This is a genomic window from Scytonema sp. UIC 10036 (assembly GCF_009725235.1).
Map to the genome: position 1 here is coordinate 15,215 of NZ_WJFC01000159.1, position 16,772 is coordinate 31,986.

Below are 16,772 nucleotides of genomic sequence, written 5' to 3' on the forward strand. Positions count from 1 at the left end.
ATACTTAGAGCAATACTGAAAATTTTCCCAAACAGTAGCTAAATTGCTCTCGATTTGCTATCACTAGGTAGCTAAATTTATACCTTTATGAAAAAACGAAAATATAACCTGCAACCTCTTCAAAGGTTGCCTCTCTCTTTCTACCGCAGTGATGCTCCTTTCAAAACACTCCTTCTCCTATATCGCCACGACTGGCGCAAGCTAGTGTTGGCAATGGTGTACTACATCATAAAATACAGCCCAGAGTGGATTCGACCAGTTGTTATCGCTAACATTATTGATATTATTTCTCGTCCCCAAGAACATACCCTCGGACAACTGTGGTTAAATGGGGCTATTTTAGCTATCTCTCTCGTACAGAATATTCCCATGCAATATCTGTACATCATGACCTTAAGTGCAGTGACCCGTAACATGGAAACGCGGTTGCGGGACGCTTTGACACGTCAGTTGCAACAACTCTCTATTGGCTTTTACAAGCAACGCACGACAGGAGCATTGCAAGCGAAACTTTTGAGGGATGTGGAAGAAATTCAAATTCTTGCCAATCATATTTTTCAATTTGTACCCTCAGCAATATTAACTATTCTTGTTGCTGTTTCAGTGACTGCGACTCGCGCTCCTTGGTTTTTACTCTTTTTTGTGGCGACAGTTCCAACATCTGTGGTTTTAGCAGAAGTGTTGAAAAAACCAATTCGGAATTGCAATCATGATTTCCGCCAGCAAAAGGAGGTGATGTCTTCTCATTTAATCGAGATGATTAAGCTTGTACCGGTGACGCGGGCGCATGGAGTTGAAGAAACAGAAATCCTTCGGACGCAACAGCGTTTGAATTCTGTGAAAAAAGCGGCGATGCGGTTAGATGGCATCAATGCCTTTACTGGTGCGTGTAGTTGGGTGACTATTCGCCTATTCAATACCTTGTGTCTGATAACTGCTGCCTATATGGCTTATACCGGAAAGATGGGTGTGACTACAGGTGATGTTATATTGTTAACTGGTTATTTTGACACGCTGGCCAATTCCATCCTACAGATACTTGCTGTTTTGCCACAAATCGGCACTGGTTTTGAGTCTTTGCGCTCGGTGGGTGAGATTTTAGAGTGTCCGGATTTAGAAAAAAATCAAGGAAAATCCATAGTGCAACAAGTGAGGGGAGATTTTGCTTTTGATAATGTGAGTTTTTCCTATCGCGATCGCGCTGCAATTGATAATATTTGTTTTAAAGTCAATGCTGGAGAAACAATTGCCATTGTTGGACCGTCAGGCGGAGGAAAGTCTACCCTGCTCAATCTTGTCATTGGTTTTCTTCGACCTACAAAAGGCAAGATTTTCTTGGACGGAGAAGACATGGATTCTTTAGACTTAAGAACCTATCGGCAATTTGTCTCAGTAGTTCCTCAAGAAACTATTCTTTTTGAAGGTACTGTACGGGAAAATATTCTTTATGGTTCGGTTGGAGTGAGCGAAGAGCAGTTGCGCCAAGCAATTGTTGATGCCAACGCTTATGAATTTATTGCCAAATTACCACAAGGGCTGGATACTCTTATTGGTGAAAACGGGACAAAACTATCAGGGGGACAGCGCCAACGCCTTGCGATCGCACGTGCCTTGGTTCGCAATCCGAAAGTCTTGATTTTAGATGAAGCAACAGCTTCTGTAGACACTGCATCAGAAGCCTTAATTCAAGAAGCACTCGAACACCTGATGAAAAATCGTACAACTTTTGTCGTTGCCCATCGCCTGTCCACAATCCGCAATGCTGACCGAATTGTTGTCATGGATGGAGGGCGGATTGTTGAAATTGGCAGACATGATGAGTTGATGGAACACAAAAACGGCTTATATGCCCGTCTAAATGCGTTGCAAACCTTATAAGCTCTCCACAAGTTCTTTATTTTTTCCATCTATCTTTATAGATGTGTTCGGTGAAAGCAAGAGACTTTCATTTCTAGTGCAAGGTGCAGTTTTCGCTCGTAAAGGTGCACCTTTTCCTCACTCCCTGACATATTAAACTTGACTTTTACATAAAAGGTTATCAATTATGCATTACATCTCATTTGATACCGCGCTTCAGTTCTTTGTAATAGTAGATTTAGCAACAATTATTTTTATCATGTTGGTTTCTACAGTTAGTCTAGCAATAGCAGAAACAATTGAAGCTAGAGATTGACTTTTGGTTAGTGGTTGGTAGGAGCGCGGCGGCCTTGCGCTCGTACAGTGGTTAGTGGTTGCTCAAGATGCTAGGACTACGCTAGGACTACGCGATCGCGACCTTCTTTCTTTGCGCGATACAGTGCTGCATCAGCTGCTGCGATAACCATTTCTGGTGTTTTACCGTGTTGTGGAAACGTTGCTATTCCCAAGGATACAGTAAGAGATCCAAACGCTTGAGAGTGATTTTCTACCAACAAATGCTTGACACCTTCGCGTATAAGTTCCGCACGGGATTTAGCAACTTCAGTAGGTGCTTCTGGCAATATGAGTATTATTTCTTCTCCTCCATAACGACAAGCTATATCACTGCTGCGAATTTGTTTGTGCAAGAACGTACCTAATTCCCGCAGTACCATATCTCCTGCATTATGACCAAATGTGTCATTAAATTGTTTAAAGTGGTCAACATCAAGCATGATAATAGATAAAGCTTGCTTTTGATGTTCTGCTCTTGCAAATTCTCTTTCTAAGGATTCTTCTAAGTAACGGCGATTGAACAATCCAGTAAGGGGATCGCGAACGCTTTGATATTGAATGGCTTCGTGCAATTTCATGTTCGCTAGTGCTAAAGCGATGTGTTCTGCAACGGTGATTGCCAAATTTTGTTTGGCGGTGTTCAGTTTTCCCTGAATTTGGGAGTTTAAATGCAGTACGCCCATTGCTTCTCCCTGCGCCATCATGGGTACACAAAGGGACTCTGTAATGCACGAGTTATGGTGTAGGTGCTTGCACGGAACGTTACAATTGCCATTATCAACCCAATGAACTTGTCCCCTTCGCAATGCCCAACATTCATTTGGTGTAAATAACTGACTCATGCTAGATATTGTATCGCCCCAAGTTGCAACCGCCTCAACCAACCGTTTTGAGGAATTGATAATAAACACTCCTCCCGATACATCTGGAAATAAAGGTTGAACGAGTTTTGCTATCACTTCATGTGCTTCTTCAATGCTCAAACAAGCTTGTAACATATCGCTTAATTTGCTCATTTGAGCAGTCTCTTGATTGCGAGTTTCTAATTCTTTGACCCAGTTACTAAGTTGTTTGTTAGCAGATTGCAGTTCTGACTCCACACTTTTACGAGCAGTTATATCATGGCGAATAGCTATGTATTGATATGATTTTCCATCCACATTTAAAAGGGGCACAATGGTTGTATCTACCCAATAATTAGTTCCGTCTTTCGCTTTATTCTTAATTTCACCTTTCCAAACTTTCCCCCTAGAAATGGTTGCCCACATTTGCTTGAAAAATTCTTTTGAATGGTAACCAGAATTGATAATGCGGTGGTCTTTTCCCAAAAGCTCTTCAATAGAATATTTTGAAATAGAGCAGAATTTCTCGTTGACATATGTTATAGTCCCATGGCGATCGGTAATAGCCACAATCGCAGATTCATCTAGAGCAAATTTAATGTTTGATAACTCTTTCAAAGATTTGGTTAACTCGTGAGTCCGTTCTGCTACTCTGATTTCAAGCTCATCAAGAAGCGCTCGCAGTTTCAATTCAACTCGCTGACGTTCTGTTATTTCATTCAACAGTTGGCTATTCGCTGCTTCTAATTGTGCGGGACTTGGAAGGGCTAATGCTAATGGAATTAATGGCAATAAAGATAAAGCTGTCCAACAAGATATGAAAGCTGCGATGGCTTTGACTAAACCGGATATCCAATACGTTGGAAACCAAAGCGTCCAAATATCCATGACATGAGTTACACCGCAAGCAACAATAAATGCTCCAAACAGCAGAAATATCCAATGAAAGGGAACATCATGACGTTTTTTGACAAAATAAACAAGCATGGCTGGAATCGAAAAATAAGCAATAGCCGTTAGGGCATCGCTCAAAATATGCAATCCCACCAATTCCGGTTTCCAAAGATAACAATGTCCGTGAGGAATAAACTGATTTATCAATAAAGAATGATTTATAATATCAACCATATAAACTCTAACTTCATTAATACATCTACCTTATCTAAACTTTAGTTAAGTTTATTCATTTAATTTACCAACAATTCTTTCAAATTTTATAAAAAAATTAACAATTTTTTGAATTGACTAAGTATTTTTATCATTCGTACAAAAACAATAACTTTTTAGAAAATTTCGTAGTTTTTGGGTTGCTTCGTAAATGCAATAATGTCTTGGATAAATTGAATAGCATATAGAGTTGATTGCGATCGCTCGAGCACGCAAGTTGTACCCAGCTTATCGCTCATTTATGAAGTAACCTTGTCTAAATCAAAAAAGCCACTTTTGTTACAATTATTGATACATCTACAAGAAATAAGAAAGTCTATCTTCAGTTAGATGTATTTTCTAAAAAAATTGACTCCTCAAGAGGAAATAACTACTCTCTTCGTGCCAGAAGATTACCTATGAGCGTAGTAGTAAGCCATATTATACCATCTCGTTCCCAGGCGGAGCCATAGAATGCCATACGGTGGGCTGCCGTCTCCTGTATGGCGAGGCAGACTCTCACTATATATAACAGTATAGCCATATTTTTAAGTCATATTTGTAACGTCTTTTAGTCGCAAGTTTTTTTGAATTACAAATAAAAAGCAAGAATAGTAAGCTTACTCAAGTGTGATAAGAAGCAAAAGTGACAAATGTAGGAGATATTAGAGGAAATAAAAGTTTATGTGAGTAATTGCTAGGATTTCATGCTAAATCTAAATTTAAGGAAGAACTAAGTAAAAACATTTAGTTCTATTTAATACTAAAAAATAAAAACCATAGGGAGTCCCCATGCGATTTTCTCAGCTTGCGGCTTTTGGGTGTGCAGCAGCAATTGTTGTATCAGTTGCACCTATGCAGGCAAAAGCTAGCATTTTTCAGGTGAAATCTGGAATTACCAGTGTCTATCACGATCTCAGTTTTCTCAGCAGTATTGGGCTAGATTTAACAGGAACAAACAACACAACTAAACCAATTAACGACAATTTTTTGGTTGCGTTTAACATTGCTCCAACCACCAACTTTACTTTCAGTGATACAAACGGTTTGACACCCTTATCAGGGACAATCGAACATACTGGTACTGTCACCTTTAACAATCAAATCACTATTGGAAACTTTTCAATTGGTTTCGATCCGAAACGTGCTACCAACAATGCCAGTGGGTTGTTTCTCAAAGATACAGTTTCTCTCAATACAATTTTGTTTGATTTAAGTGCTCCAGAAACTGTGGCACTTGATAACAAAGACTTAACTCTCACGTCAGTTGAATTACTATTTTCCTCGGAGTTTGCAAGCATACTAGGCAATCCAAATTTGATAGGTGTTGTGGGTGGTTTGGCACAAGTTAATGCCAGCGTTATCCCATCCATATCTGTTGGATCTAATGTGGTGTCACCTGTAGAAATACCCGAAGCTGCAAGTGTGTTAGCAATTTTGACAGCCAGTGCAGCTTTTCTAGCTAGCAAGCGCGGAATTACAGTTTAATATCATGTCCGCTTGAATAATTATCATTAAATTTTACGCAAAGACGCAGAGTCAAGACGTAGAATTTCTTGATAAGTAATTAAGCGGACTTAATATAAGTGAAAGACACGATCGCTTGGAGCGATGTCCATTAATAGTCTCTACCGAAAGAAACAGAAATTCTTGCATTGCTACAATCTGACTCTTCACGGGTATAGGAATGGCGGTAGGATTGTTATATCTAAATTAAATGAAACAATCTATTAATTTCTTGTTGTTGATTTTCAACTTGATGATGATATGTTGTTTCCAATGCTTTTAAAGCCGTTTCATAACCTTGCATCAAATCATTATGAACTTTAAACTTGTCTCCATTAGAAGAAACTTTTACCTGTACTGTAAGAATGCCATTTTCTTTCTTTTCAATATTTAAAATATCTAATTTTGCGTCTTGATTTTCAAATTGCGCGTTCTTAAAAGCATCAGAAAAAGCTTTCCAATCAATACTTTGATAAAAAACTAAATTAATCGTTTCCAAATTTCTGCGAAGAAAGTTGGTAAAATCTCCAGGCAAAAAATTTCCATACAGAGGACAACGTTCTTGATTTCCGTCTTGTAGATAAACATAATCGCAGATTATATTATCAAGGTTGGTGGACGTGTTAATATTCCAGTTTTCCAAACAAGCGTCTGTAAATATTGCCTCAGAAAAGTTTGTGTTGAGTGCTTGAACTCTAATCAGTTGCGCTGTCTTCAAGTTAGCCTGACTGAGATTAGCTCCACCTAGGTTAGCTTCAATCAATTCAGCACTCTCGAAGTTAGCTTTACAAAAACTCGCTTTATACAAATCAGCGCCACTGAAATTTGCTCTAGAGAGATTAGCCCCATCAAAATTCGCTCTCCTGATTTTAGACCCCCTCACGTCAGCACCACATAAGTTAGCACCGCTTAAATGAGCGCCACAAAGATTAGCACCTCCAAGGAAAGCGCCGCTCAGATTGACTTCGCTAAGATTGCGGTTACCTGTTCCTTTGTTAAGAATTTCCCAAACTAAATACCACTTTTGAGCGATCGCTGTTTCCCGGTTAATCTTAGCTCCTTTCAAATTTGCTCCACTAAGATTAGCTCCATCAAGGTAAGCCCCACTCAAATCTACTTCCCTAAGATCTGCCTGAGATAAGTCAGCACCACTGAGGTTAGCGCCACGAAGATTCGCTCCTTTAAAATCAGCCCCACAGAGATTAATGTTAGGCAGAGCGACATTAGCTAAGTCTGGTTGAATTTCAGGATTTTCCCTTCGCCACTTATTCCAAACCGTTTTTACGCCTCGCTTTAGCAAAGCCCAATGTTCGTCGTTTGCCATTGTGTTAGCTCACCTCTGATAAACTTTAACAGTAAACAGTGACCAGTACTTATTGTTTACTCTACAGCTTGAGCATTTTATATTCCAGATTTGGACGTAAGCGACTCAACACTGTAAGGGCGCGGCGTCCTTGCGCCCCTACAACTAACCACTAACAACTAACCACTAACCCTTATTAATTTCTATCTGCCCAAAAATCTGTTTTTAACTCATTAGTGATATCAATTATTTGCAGGGGATATTTTTGTTTTTTTCCATTGTGTACTACTTCCGTTTTAAACTTTTCTACATTAATTTTAATTTTGACTAATTTCCAGATAGCTTCTTCCCGTACATATTGAAAGTCAAAGTCCAGCATTGAGGGATAGCCTATAACGTCAGGCACTTGTCCGCGCAACTGCAGCCAATTATTTTCGTTAATGTCTGGAGGTTGTACAAAATGAATCCGACCTGCAACAATACCTGATAAGCTAAACCTTTTTCCTAGAAAATCTTTAAAAGCTGATTCAAGTTCGACAATGCTAGTTTGTTGTTGCCATAGGAATGAGATAGAATCGTAAAATCGTGTAAAGTTATTTGTTTCTATAGTGTCATAGAAAGACATTAACGTGTCGTAAGCAAGTTGCTTTGCTTGCATTTCTGTAGGTAGGACGGGCTTTATACGTGTACCATCTTCAATCAAGCCACTCAGTATCAACGTTTCTTTATTGTATTTAATAATACCATTTCGGAATTTTTCTATAGCGTAAATCTTCCAAAATCCATTTTCTCGAATGAAATGGACTTTTATTGGTATTTTTGCACCGGATTGATTTATTACATTGCCTCCTATCCAACTTTGGTATTTATTACAAGCACGGGATAACCAAAAAGCCCGCTTGTAATTCATTAAAAAGTTGGCTTGCAAAAAATCAACCAAATCTGCTTGAGAGGTGTTATCTTGAAATTCCAAAGCAGTACTTTGGTATGCTTCCTTAATTTTGCCAAGAGCAATCAAGTGGAAAAAGGTATTGGCTACTTTTGGCAGTTGTCTGGTAGCAAAACAAACAGCCCCGATAATCAGACCAGTCAGTAGTATAGGAAATCCGACAATCAGGGCAATAGTAATTCCTATATACAATAATATTTGAGACATATACAGTAAACTTTCCTACACCTACTGAAGCTAATCTAAAAAGACTTACGGTTACATCAGAACTTTTTCGGAAATTTTCTCTTGTCACTTCATATTTCTTAAATCTTTACTTGCGAGTAAACCGCAAACCATTAACTCCACACCCCCTACCTCCTACCTCCTAACCATTAACTACTAACCACTAACCACTAACCACTAACTACTAACCCCTAAAATCAATCACGGTTTGCCAATAGGCGTCTGGCATACCGATGTCAAAAGTTTTACCTTTCACAACATAACCTGTCATTCCCTCGTCCTGACGCAATTGCTCGAGACAAGATGTCAATTGAAATTCACCCCGTTCTCGAAAATTTCTCTGGATGTGTTCTTCGAGAAAGTCAAATATTTTCGCCGTCAGTACATATAGCCCAAATATACAAAGAAAGCGATCGCTTGCTATTCCTTCTACGCACAGGTTTTGGCGTGCGTATTCTACAGATGGCTTTTCGTAAACTTGGGTGAGTGTCAAAATCTCATTGAAGGAGTGCCAAACTCCTGTAACACAACCTGCTTTATGGATTATTGTCTCTGGCATTTCTATTAACCCGACAACATTTTGATTAACTTGTTCGTAAACGTCTAAAACTTGACGCACACAGGATTTTTCTATATTTGATGAGTAAATGTGGTCTCCCAGCATCAGCAGGAATGTTTCATCTTTTACCCATTCTTTGGCACAGTATACTGCATGACCGTAACCTTCTTGCTCTTGTTGAGTCAAAAGTGTAATTTTCTTGCCTAATTCTTGAAGATATCCGCAATACTCTTGACTCTCAGGAGAAAGTTTGTTATATAGCTCTTGTCGCGGTGGATTTTGGAAAAAATCTGTAAAAATGTCGCGATCTCTCGATTGCACCACAATCCCAATTTCTTCAATTCCACCTGCGATCGCTTCTTCAACAATGGCTAGAATTGCTGGTTTTACCTTGCCATCGCGATCGACAATCGGGAAAAGTTCTTTTTTGACAACTTTAGTGGCTGGAAACAGGCGAGTGCCAAAACCTGCGGCTGGAATCACAGCTTTTCTGACTTTACTTTGTTGCATAAAAAGTTAGGGTCCAATTCTCATGAAAATCAAAAATTAAAAATAAAAAAGTAATTTTGCATTTAAAATTATACAAGAAGCATATTAATGTCTATCTGCCAAGCCACAAAGCTTTAAAAATTATATCCGTATAGTTGGCTAAACTAATGACTCTAAAGTTGGGGTCAGTTGACAAAGTGTCACTCACTAGATTCCCCGTATCATTCTATAGGCGATATTCTTTATTAGTGCAAGGAGTGATACCACTTCACCACATGTTTGCCACAAGTTATAATCGCAACCCTCCTAAATATAGGATATGTTGTGAGTTTCAAATGTTGCATCAAACAAGTGGATTGGTATAAACTATACATGAAGAGGTGCTTGGTGGGCAAAACTCCAAGCGCTTTTTTGTGTATAAATTTAGCAAATTCTCATCTAAGTATAAGCATAAATTGCAACAACTCCCTCCCTACAGTATCTGGATTTAATTGCAAAAAAGAAAAATAAAGAATGTAACAAATATTACAAGTAGTTTATTTCTGAAAAATCCCTAAACACAATTATCGACCAAGCTGAGAATGGTCGCGAAGCACTCGCTGTCTTTCGTCAGCAGCAGCCAGATGTGACTTTGATGGACTACTTGTAGGGGATTTCCAAGAAATAAATTATCCCACCGAATGTGGGATGGAGAGCAGCACTGTGCGGAGAGCAGTACGTTGCGGGGGTTCCAAGCGTTGAAGCAAGTGGCGTGCGACTGCGGAGCGTCTTCGCCCGTCCCGTATAAAACCTGAGTTCAACGTAATTTTCAGTCGTTGCATGGCGGCTCATGTCACGCTCGCTACTTTCTCCCCAGGTAATGCAACCAGGCTACCATTTGCCGCTCAAGCAACCAGAACCTAGCTGAGTTACTTGCTATCTCTCAGCGATTGGACAAACGCATCACCGATTCAGGATAGCGCGATCCCTCTGCTACCCCCTGTGGTGCCACTTGATTGATTTGTGCCAATTCGTCTGCTGTCAGCTCGATTTCGACACTCTTGAGGTTTTCTTCCAGATAAATGCGGCGCTTCGTGCCAGGGATCGGTATAATATTTTCTCCCTGCGCTAGCAACCATGCTAAAGCTAGTTGCGAAGGCTGACAGTTTTTCTGTGCCGCTATCTCCTGAAGGCGTTCCACCAATTCGAGGTTGCGTTGAAAATTATCCCCCTGGAAGCGGGGAAACTGACGCCGCACATCATCTTCGGCAAAATCCTGGGGACTCTTGATTTGTCCTGTGAGAAAACCTCTGCCCAGTGGGCAGAAAGCCACAAATCCCACGCCTAACTCACGACAAGTCGGCAGAATCTCAGCTTCTATATCCCTCGTCCACAAGGAGTATTCGCTTTCTAGAGCGCTAATGGGATGAACGGTGTGGGCACGGCGCAGCGTTGCTGGAGATGCCTCTGATAGTCCGAGAAAGCGCACCTTGCCCTGCTGCACCAAGTTAGCCATTGCCCCTACTGTTTCTTCAATCGGCACTTGGGGATCTACGCGGTGCAAATAGTATAAATCAATCACTTCAATGCTTAAACGCCGCAAACTCGCTTCGCATGCTGAGCGTACATATTCTGGCTTGCCGTTAATCCCCACCTGGATTGGGTTATTGTCATTACCCATAATACAGCCGAATTTTGTGGAAATGAAGGCGTCATTACGGCGATCGCGAATGGCTTTGCTAATCAACTGTTCATTGTGACCATTGCCGTAAATATCAGCTGTATCGATGAAGTTGACTCCAAGGTCGAGCGCTCGATGAAGTGTGGCAAGTGACTCGTCATCATTACGAGCTCCATAATGACTAGACATTCCCACACAACCCAACCCAATTGTTGAAACAAGGGGACCATTCTGACCCAGATGTCTTAATTTCATAAACTTTGCACTCACTTTTTCACGGAATCTAGGAACAGCTTACAGTGTTGAGCAACAAGACGAACTCATGGATATGTGGAGAACTGCACGCCATGAAGGACTAAAGCTTTCATAGCAACTGCAAGAAGAGTTAGATAATCTTGTTGAGGCAGAACTCAAAGCAGCAACCGCCAGAACAGCTTCATTACCTTAAGTTACAAATTCTGATGTGGCCGATCGTAGACGCTAATTTTGAAACGAATTCTTATCAACAATTTGGCGAGAAACGTTTCCTGACCACATCTACGATGAAGTGGATGTACGACATGTACATTGCCGATCCAGAAAAACGCAAAGAAATTTATGCTTCTCCGCTACAAGCTACCGTTGAGCAATTGAGATGAAGGCGAAGCGTATGGACGCAAGCTCGATGAAGCCGGGGTAAAAGTGACAAGCGTGCGTTACAATGGCACGATTCATGACTTCGGACTGCTGAATGGTTTAGCCGAGGGCAACCCGTTCTCTTTTTCTCCAAGCCGCTGCTGAACTGAAAAAATATCTACAGTAGGAAAAGATTGTTTCTTGTAGGGCGGGTTTTTCAGCACGCCCCACAAGTCAATTACTCTCACTTCTTACCTCTGCCTACTCTGCGTCTCGGCGGTTAAATAAATTACTTTTAAACCGCAGAGGTACAGAGAGCACAGAGACAGAAGATGAGGAATTACCGTCTGAATCAAAATTTTATGAGCCACCTTATCAACCAACCACAAAGTTTACCAACTTTCCTGGTACCACAATCACCTTTTTAATTTCTTTGCCCTCAAGGTGACGCTGAACAATTTCTGATTCACGGGCATACTTTTCCAATTCCGCCTTATTAGCTTGGGCGGGAACTAGAAGATCGGCACGCTTTTTGCCATTAACTTGAATCACTAACGTGATTTCATCAGCAACCAAAGCAGATTCTTCATACTTGGGCCAAGCTTGCGTGTGGATTGATTCCATATTACCCAATTGATGCCACAATTCCTCAGAAATGTGAGGTGCAAAAGGTGCTAACAACACAATTAAAGTTTGAATACCCTCTGCATAAATTGGTGAATTTTTGCAACTTGCTTCAGTCAAAGCATTGCTTAATTTCATCAATTCAGATATAGCAGTGTTGAACTGATACTCACCTTCAACATCTTCTGTCACTTCTTTGATAGCCGTGTGGATCGCCCGTCGCAAATCTTTCTCTGGTTTACTCAGTTGAGTTTGATTATCTCCAACCGCCCTTGGTTGATTGACATACTCGCTAACCAATCGCCAAACCCGGTTCAAGAAACGGAACTGACCTTCAACGTCAGTTTCTTCCCACTCCAAATCTTTTTCTGGTGGTGCTTTAAACAAGATGAACATCCGGGCAGTATCTATACCGTATTTGTCAATCACATCTTCCGGTGCAACACCATTTCCCTTGGATTTTGACATCGTAGCGTAAAGACGCTGCAGTGGTTCACCAGTTTGCGGATCGCGAGGATCGTTTGGATCGACAAGATGAGAAGGAACCCACTTATCTTTTCCAGATTTGTTGGGATTCATATAAGTTAACCCCTGTACCATGCCCTGAGTCAACAAGCGTTGGAAGGGTTCATCAAAGTTTAACAAGCCCCTGTCGCGCAGAACTTTAGTAAAGAACCGCGAATACAACAAATGCAAAATCGCGTGTTCAATTCCACCAACGTATTGATCCACTGGCATCCAATCATTCACTTCCGAAGAATCAAAGACTTGCTTTTCATTCTTCGCATCCGAATAGCGCAAGAAATACCACGAAGAATCAATAAAGGTGTCCATGGTGTCCGTTTCCCGCAATGCTGGTGTTCCACAGGTTGGACAGGGTACATTCACCCAGCTTTCTAATTTAGCCAAAGGAGAAGGTCCGCGTCCGCTAAATTCCACATTATCTGGCAACAAGACAGGCAAATCTTCATCTGGGACAGGCACCACGCCACAACTGGAACAATGAATCACTGGAATGGGTGCGCCCCAATACCTTTGGCGTGAAATTAACCAATCTCGCAAGCGGTATTGAACTCTTGCTTTGCCAAAACCCTGCTTTTCGGCATATTCCACCATTGCTTGTTTTGCATCTGTGGACGCTGTACCATTAAATTGACCGGAATTGACAACAATTCCTGGTTCTGTGTATGCCGCCTGTAGCCCTTCTTGTGAAGTGGGTTTCTCCGCTTCTTGGGGTGGTACAATTACGACTTTGATAGGTAAATTCTTTTCTTTAGCAAACTTAAAATCCCGTGCATCATGTGCTGGAACACCCATCACCGCACCCGTACCGTATTCATACAGCACGTAGTCAGCAATCAAGATAGGAATTTCTTCTCCGGTAAATGGATTAATTGCTTTACCACCTGTGGGAATACCGCGCTTGGGTTTATCCTCAGCAGTTCGTTCCAATTCACTTTGATTGGAAACTTCTTTCACGAAGGCTTCCACGGCTGCTTGATTTTCTGGCGTCGTGACACGCTGTGTCAAAGGATGTTCTGGTGCTAACACCACATAACTGACACCATAAACTGTATCCGGGCGAGTGGTGTACACGCCAATTTTTTCTTCCAACTCAACAATGGGGAATTCCAAGTACGCCCCTGTTGATTTACCTATCCAGTTTGCCTGCATCAACTTAACACGTTCGGGCCAACCGGGTAATTTGTCGAGGTCGTTCAACAATTCTTCGGCGTAGTCGGTAATTTTAAAGAACCATTGCCGCAAAAGTTTGCGCTCAACTTTTGCCCCACTTCGCCAAGAACGTCCTTCGCTATCTACTTGTTCGTTAGCAACGACAGTTTGGTCAACGGGGTCCCAGTTGACGGCTGCTTCTTTTTGGTAAGCCAAACCTGCTTTAAAAAACTGCAAGAAAATCCACTGCGTCCATTTGTAATAGTCTGGCGAACAAGTGGCAACTTCACAATCCCAATCAATAGAGAAGCCCAAGCGCTTTAATTGCTGCCGCATTTGGGCAATATTTTCATAAGTCCATTTTGCAGGCGGTATCCCCCGGTCAATAGCAGCGTTTTCTGCAGGCAAACCAAAGGCATCCCAACCCATGGGATGTAGAACCCGATACCCTTGCATCCGTTTGAGGCGAGCGATCGCATCGGTAATGGTATAATTACGGACGTGACCCATATGCAGGCTGCCCGAAGGATAGGGGAACATGGACAGGGCATAGTATTTTGGCTTGTTCTTCTCTGTTGGCTTTTTATCCAAGCCTTGCTCTGTCCATGCTGTTTGCCATTTTTCCTCAATTTCTGCTGGGTTGTATCGGGACTCCACCGAAAATACTCCTACTACAATTTGTAATCCTTGTCTACTTCCATATTTTAGATGGTAGTTACAGGATTCGATTGATTATATGATTTATTTTGAATTTTAACCGCAGATGTACGCAGATGTAACGGATATTTATTTATACATTCTGCCTGTATCCGCGTTCATCTGCGGTTACATCTTAAGTATTTTTTATCCAATAGTTGAGAAATGTTCTTAGCAATATCTCTAGAGAAAATATGGCAAAATTAGAGACTACCTGTCCCGGTCTGTTGAAAGTTTTTGTTTACGGGACTCTCAAACCGGGTGAAGATAATTATGACAGATATTGTGCTGGTAAAGTTGTAGATGCCACTAGTGCGATCGCAAAGGGAAAATTGTTCGCCTTACCTATGGGGTATCCGGCGATGGTATCAGGTGATGGTTCTGTGCGTGGTTATTTGCTATCGTTTGCTGACTCTAAGGTTTTAACAGATTTAGACGAATTGGAAGATTATCACCCTGCAAGAGACGAGTCTGAAAACCTTTACCTACGTCAACAAATTGAAGTCCAAGATTTACAGGGAGATTCTCTTGGTTGGGCTTGGGTTTACATAATGACAGAAGAACTTGCCACCCAACTGGGAGGCATCTTTCTCCCTGATGGTTGGTGGTATAAATTATGAATTATGAATTATGAATTATGAATTATGAATTATGAATTATGAATTGAAGGTTTTAACGTTCAGCATTCATCATTCATCATTCATCATTCAATTAATCTCATCTAACTCCAGAAGTAAGTCTGGTGGTTGCACCTCGTCGTCAACAGATTTTTCTGGAGACACTTCTGCTGTTTTCGGTATGGGAATCACCGGGTTGTTTATAGCAACCATCAGCGGTGAAGCGACAACCTCAGGTGTTTCTGGAGTTTTTTCTATTCTCTGTTGGGCGAATTGCGGCATTCTCGATTCACCTAGTAATCCAGACATTGCTCCAATAGCACACGCAGCAACAGCAGCACCACTCAGCCAGAGTCGCCGAGAACGGCGTTGTACGCGTGCCAATACTTGTTCGGCTGTTTCATGTGATGACTGTTGCAGTGTCGGCACTGGAAGAGTCCGTACTCCTTGCCGCAGTTTCAACAGTCGTGCATACAAGTACTGAACTGTCTGGTCAGTATCCAGCCATTCTTCAACTTGCTTGCGTTCGGCAGCTGTCACCTCACCATCGAGGTAAGCACTTAATAACTCGAAGCGATCGCGCTTCACCATATCTATAGCACCCGTTAATTCATTGGTATACCTGCCATCCCTAGATTGCAAATCCTGTTGAGGATTTGCCGAGTGGGAGCGGTCATTAAATTGAGAATCAGTAGTCATTTTAACACTAATTACCAATTCCTACACGGGTAAACAAAGCAGACATTTTGGGAAAACTATTCAACTGTTCCCTGCTGAAAGACGCTCTCTGGAATTTTTTTACAATTCGTAATAAATTTTGAGATTTGTCACTTTCCAAAAGACAAACTGTGCAAAGGCTATGCATCTAGATAATTTTGCAACTGAGATTGCAATCTCGCTCTTGCTCTGGCAATTCTAGACTTTACTGTTCCCAAAGAAACTCCAGTAATTTCGGCAATTTCTTCGTATGCCAAGCCCTCGATTTCTCGAAGAACAATCGTTGTGCGAAACACCTCTGGCAAATCGGCGATCGCTTCACGCAGTTGTTCGTAAAATTCTCTAGTGGTCAGTTCTTCTTCCGGGCCGGGAGTATCTCCTGCAATTTCCCAATCCATCTCGCCATCGTCTACCGCTCGGGGAGCGTCCAGCGACAGGGGACTGACAACCCGCTTGCGTTTGCGCAACTCATCGTAAAATAAGTTGGTAGCAATGCGGCTCAACCAGCCCCGGAATTTGGATGGTTCTTGTAATCGGTTAATATTCCGATACACGCGAATCCAAACTTCTTGAGCCAAATCAGCCCGATCGGGCCAATCAGGAGCCAGATGGTATAACACCCGGTCAACTTGAGATTGATAACGATGTAGTAATTCCGCAAATGCAGCACGATCCGGACGTAGTCCAGCTTGACAGCGCAGAATTAGGTCGTGATTTGAGAGTTTGTCAACTTGCACTGACGCTTCAGGAAGCCTCGCATCAACCGTTGACCAGGATAATGTAATCGATTGACTCATAGATCGCACTGGCTTTAAATCTTCCCTTTCTATTAGACCCTCTAATTGGTAAGATGTTCCCCGAGCGAGTGACGGATTTATGACTGTAACATAGGGAGCAGGGATTAGGGGTTAGGGGTTAGGGGTTAGGGAATAGAAGCTAGGGGCTAGTTGAAAATCT

14 protein-coding genes are annotated in these 16,772 nt (G+C 41.6%); 5 read left to right on the forward strand and 9 right to left on the reverse strand.

Annotated features, from left to right (window positions below; translation table 11 throughout):
* Window positions 1–87 precede the first annotated feature (87 nt).
* Together F7734_RS44770 and F7734_RS65725 are read left to right on the forward strand one after the other, a co-directional pair.
* A complete protein-coding gene (locus tag F7734_RS44770; protein WP_155750812.1) occupies window positions 88–1,878 on the forward strand; it encodes an ABC transporter ATP-binding protein in 1,791 nt (596 codons plus the stop codon).
* A gap of 166 nt (window positions 1,879–2,044) precedes the next feature.
* Window positions 2,045–2,173, forward strand: a complete 129-nt coding sequence (locus F7734_RS65725; RefSeq protein ID WP_279239828.1) for a hypothetical protein — start codon at window positions 2,045–2,047, stop codon at window positions 2,171–2,173.
* A 76-nt stretch (window positions 2,174–2,249) separates the two neighbouring features.
* Here the strand turns inward: F7734_RS65725 and F7734_RS44775 are convergent, their stop codons facing one another.
* A complete protein-coding gene (locus F7734_RS44775; RefSeq protein ID WP_155750813.1) occupies window positions 2,250–4,163 on the reverse strand; it encodes a diguanylate cyclase in 1,914 nt (637 codons plus the stop codon).
* 155 nt (window positions 4,164–4,318) lie between these two features.
* Window positions 4,319–4,441, reverse strand: coding sequence for a hypothetical protein (locus F7734_RS65730; protein WP_279239829.1), 123 nt, complete (start codon window positions 4,439–4,441; stop codon window positions 4,319–4,321).
* 532 nt (window positions 4,442–4,973) lie between these two features.
* On the opposite strand from F7734_RS65730, the gene F7734_RS44780 reads away from it, so the two are divergent.
* Window positions 4,974–5,669, forward strand: a complete 696-nt coding sequence (locus F7734_RS44780) for a hypothetical protein (protein WP_155750814.1) — start codon at window positions 4,974–4,976, stop codon at window positions 5,667–5,669.
* 220 nt (window positions 5,670–5,889) lie between these two features.
* Here F7734_RS44780 and F7734_RS44785 read toward each other — a convergent pair whose 3' ends face one another.
* The 4 genes from F7734_RS44785 to F7734_RS44800 all read right to left on the reverse strand — a co-directional run bounded on the left by F7734_RS44785 (window position 5,890) and on the right by F7734_RS44800 (window position 11,127).
* Window positions 5,890–7,011 (reverse strand): pentapeptide repeat-containing protein, encoded by a 1,122-nt coding sequence (locus F7734_RS44785; protein ID WP_155750815.1) that lies wholly within the window; start codon window positions 7,009–7,011, stop codon window positions 5,890–5,892.
* A 175-nt stretch (window positions 7,012–7,186) separates the two neighbouring features.
* Complete coding sequence (locus F7734_RS44790) at window positions 7,187–8,146, reverse strand: hypothetical protein (protein WP_155750816.1); 960 nt, start codon at window positions 8,144–8,146, stop codon at window positions 7,187–7,189.
* A gap of 202 nt (window positions 8,147–8,348) precedes the next feature.
* Window positions 8,349–9,233: a UTP--glucose-1-phosphate uridylyltransferase gene (locus tag F7734_RS44795; RefSeq protein WP_155750817.1), complete on the reverse strand. Its 885-nt coding sequence runs from the start codon at window positions 9,231–9,233 to the stop codon at window positions 8,349–8,351.
* A 901-nt stretch (window positions 9,234–10,134) separates the two neighbouring features.
* Window positions 10,135–11,127: an aldo/keto reductase gene (locus tag F7734_RS44800; protein ID WP_155750818.1), complete on the reverse strand. Its 993-nt coding sequence runs from the start codon at window positions 11,125–11,127 to the stop codon at window positions 10,135–10,137.
* 140 nt (window positions 11,128–11,267) lie between these two features.
* Here F7734_RS44800 and F7734_RS62475 point away from each other — a divergent pair, with 140 nt between their 5' ends.
* Window positions 11,268–11,510, forward strand: a complete 243-nt coding sequence (locus F7734_RS62475) for an alpha/beta hydrolase fold domain-containing protein (RefSeq protein ID WP_207714352.1) — start codon at window positions 11,268–11,270, stop codon at window positions 11,508–11,510.
* 352 nt (window positions 11,511–11,862) lie between these two features.
* On the opposite strand, the gene leuS is transcribed toward F7734_RS62475, so the two are convergent.
* A complete protein-coding gene (gene leuS, locus F7734_RS44810; RefSeq protein ID WP_347566392.1) occupies window positions 11,863–14,442 on the reverse strand; it encodes a leucine--tRNA ligase in 2,580 nt (859 codons plus the stop codon).
* A 233-nt stretch (window positions 14,443–14,675) separates the two neighbouring features.
* Between leuS and F7734_RS44815 the strand changes: the two genes are divergently transcribed.
* On the forward strand, window positions 14,676–15,101 hold the full coding sequence (locus tag F7734_RS44815) for a gamma-glutamylcyclotransferase (protein ID WP_155750819.1): 426 nt from the start codon (window positions 14,676–14,678) through the stop codon (window positions 15,099–15,101).
* Between the two features lie 87 nt (window positions 15,102–15,188).
* Here the strand turns inward: F7734_RS44815 and F7734_RS44820 are convergent, their stop codons facing one another.
* Both F7734_RS44820 and F7734_RS44825 read right to left on the reverse strand, forming a co-directional pair.
* Entirely contained in the window at window positions 15,189–15,797 is a 609-nt protein-coding gene (locus F7734_RS44820) for a zf-HC2 domain-containing protein (protein ID WP_155750820.1), read from the reverse strand.
* A gap of 158 nt (window positions 15,798–15,955) precedes the next feature.
* Window positions 15,956–16,612, reverse strand: a complete 657-nt coding sequence (locus tag F7734_RS44825) for a sigma-70 family RNA polymerase sigma factor (protein WP_155750821.1) — start codon at window positions 16,610–16,612, stop codon at window positions 15,956–15,958.
* Window positions 16,613–16,772 lie beyond the last annotated feature (160 nt).

Excerpts from the sequence above, each read along its gene's own strand:
- F7734_RS65730 (WP_279239829.1), bottom strand. The coding sequence starts at position 4,441 with ATGAGCGATAAGCTGGGTACAACTTGCGTGCTCGAGCGATCGCAATCA.
- F7734_RS44780 (WP_155750814.1), top strand. The coding sequence starts at position 4,974 with ATGCGATTTTCTCAGCTTGCGGCTTTTGGGTGTGCAGCAGCAATTGTT.
- F7734_RS44790 (WP_155750816.1), bottom strand. The coding sequence starts at position 8,146 with ATGTCTCAAATATTATTGTATATAGGAATTACTATTGCCCTGATTGTC.
- F7734_RS65725 (WP_279239828.1), top strand. The coding sequence starts at position 2,045 with ATGCATTACATCTCATTTGATACCGCGCTTCAGTTCTTTGTAATAGTA.
- F7734_RS44815 (WP_155750819.1), top strand. The coding sequence starts at position 14,676 with ATGGCAAAATTAGAGACTACCTGTCCCGGTCTGTTGAAAGTTTTTGTT.
- F7734_RS44785 (WP_155750815.1), bottom strand. The coding sequence starts at position 7,011 with ATGGCAAACGACGAACATTGGGCTTTGCTAAAGCGAGGCGTAAAAACG.
- F7734_RS44770 (WP_155750812.1), top strand. The coding sequence starts at position 88 with ATGAAAAAACGAAAATATAACCTGCAACCTCTTCAAAGGTTGCCTCTC.
- F7734_RS44820 (WP_155750820.1), bottom strand. The coding sequence starts at position 15,797 with ATGACTACTGATTCTCAATTTAATGACCGCTCCCACTCGGCAAATCCT.
- F7734_RS44795 (WP_155750817.1), bottom strand. The coding sequence starts at position 9,233 with ATGCAACAAAGTAAAGTCAGAAAAGCTGTGATTCCAGCCGCAGGTTTT.
- F7734_RS44825 (WP_155750821.1), bottom strand. The coding sequence starts at position 16,612 with ATGAGTCAATCGATTACATTATCCTGGTCAACGGTTGATGCGAGGCTT.
- F7734_RS44775 (WP_155750813.1), bottom strand. The coding sequence starts at position 4,163 with ATGGTTGATATTATAAATCATTCTTTATTGATAAATCAGTTTATTCCT.
- F7734_RS44800 (WP_155750818.1), bottom strand. The coding sequence starts at position 11,127 with ATGAAATTAAGACATCTGGGTCAGAATGGTCCCCTTGTTTCAACAATT.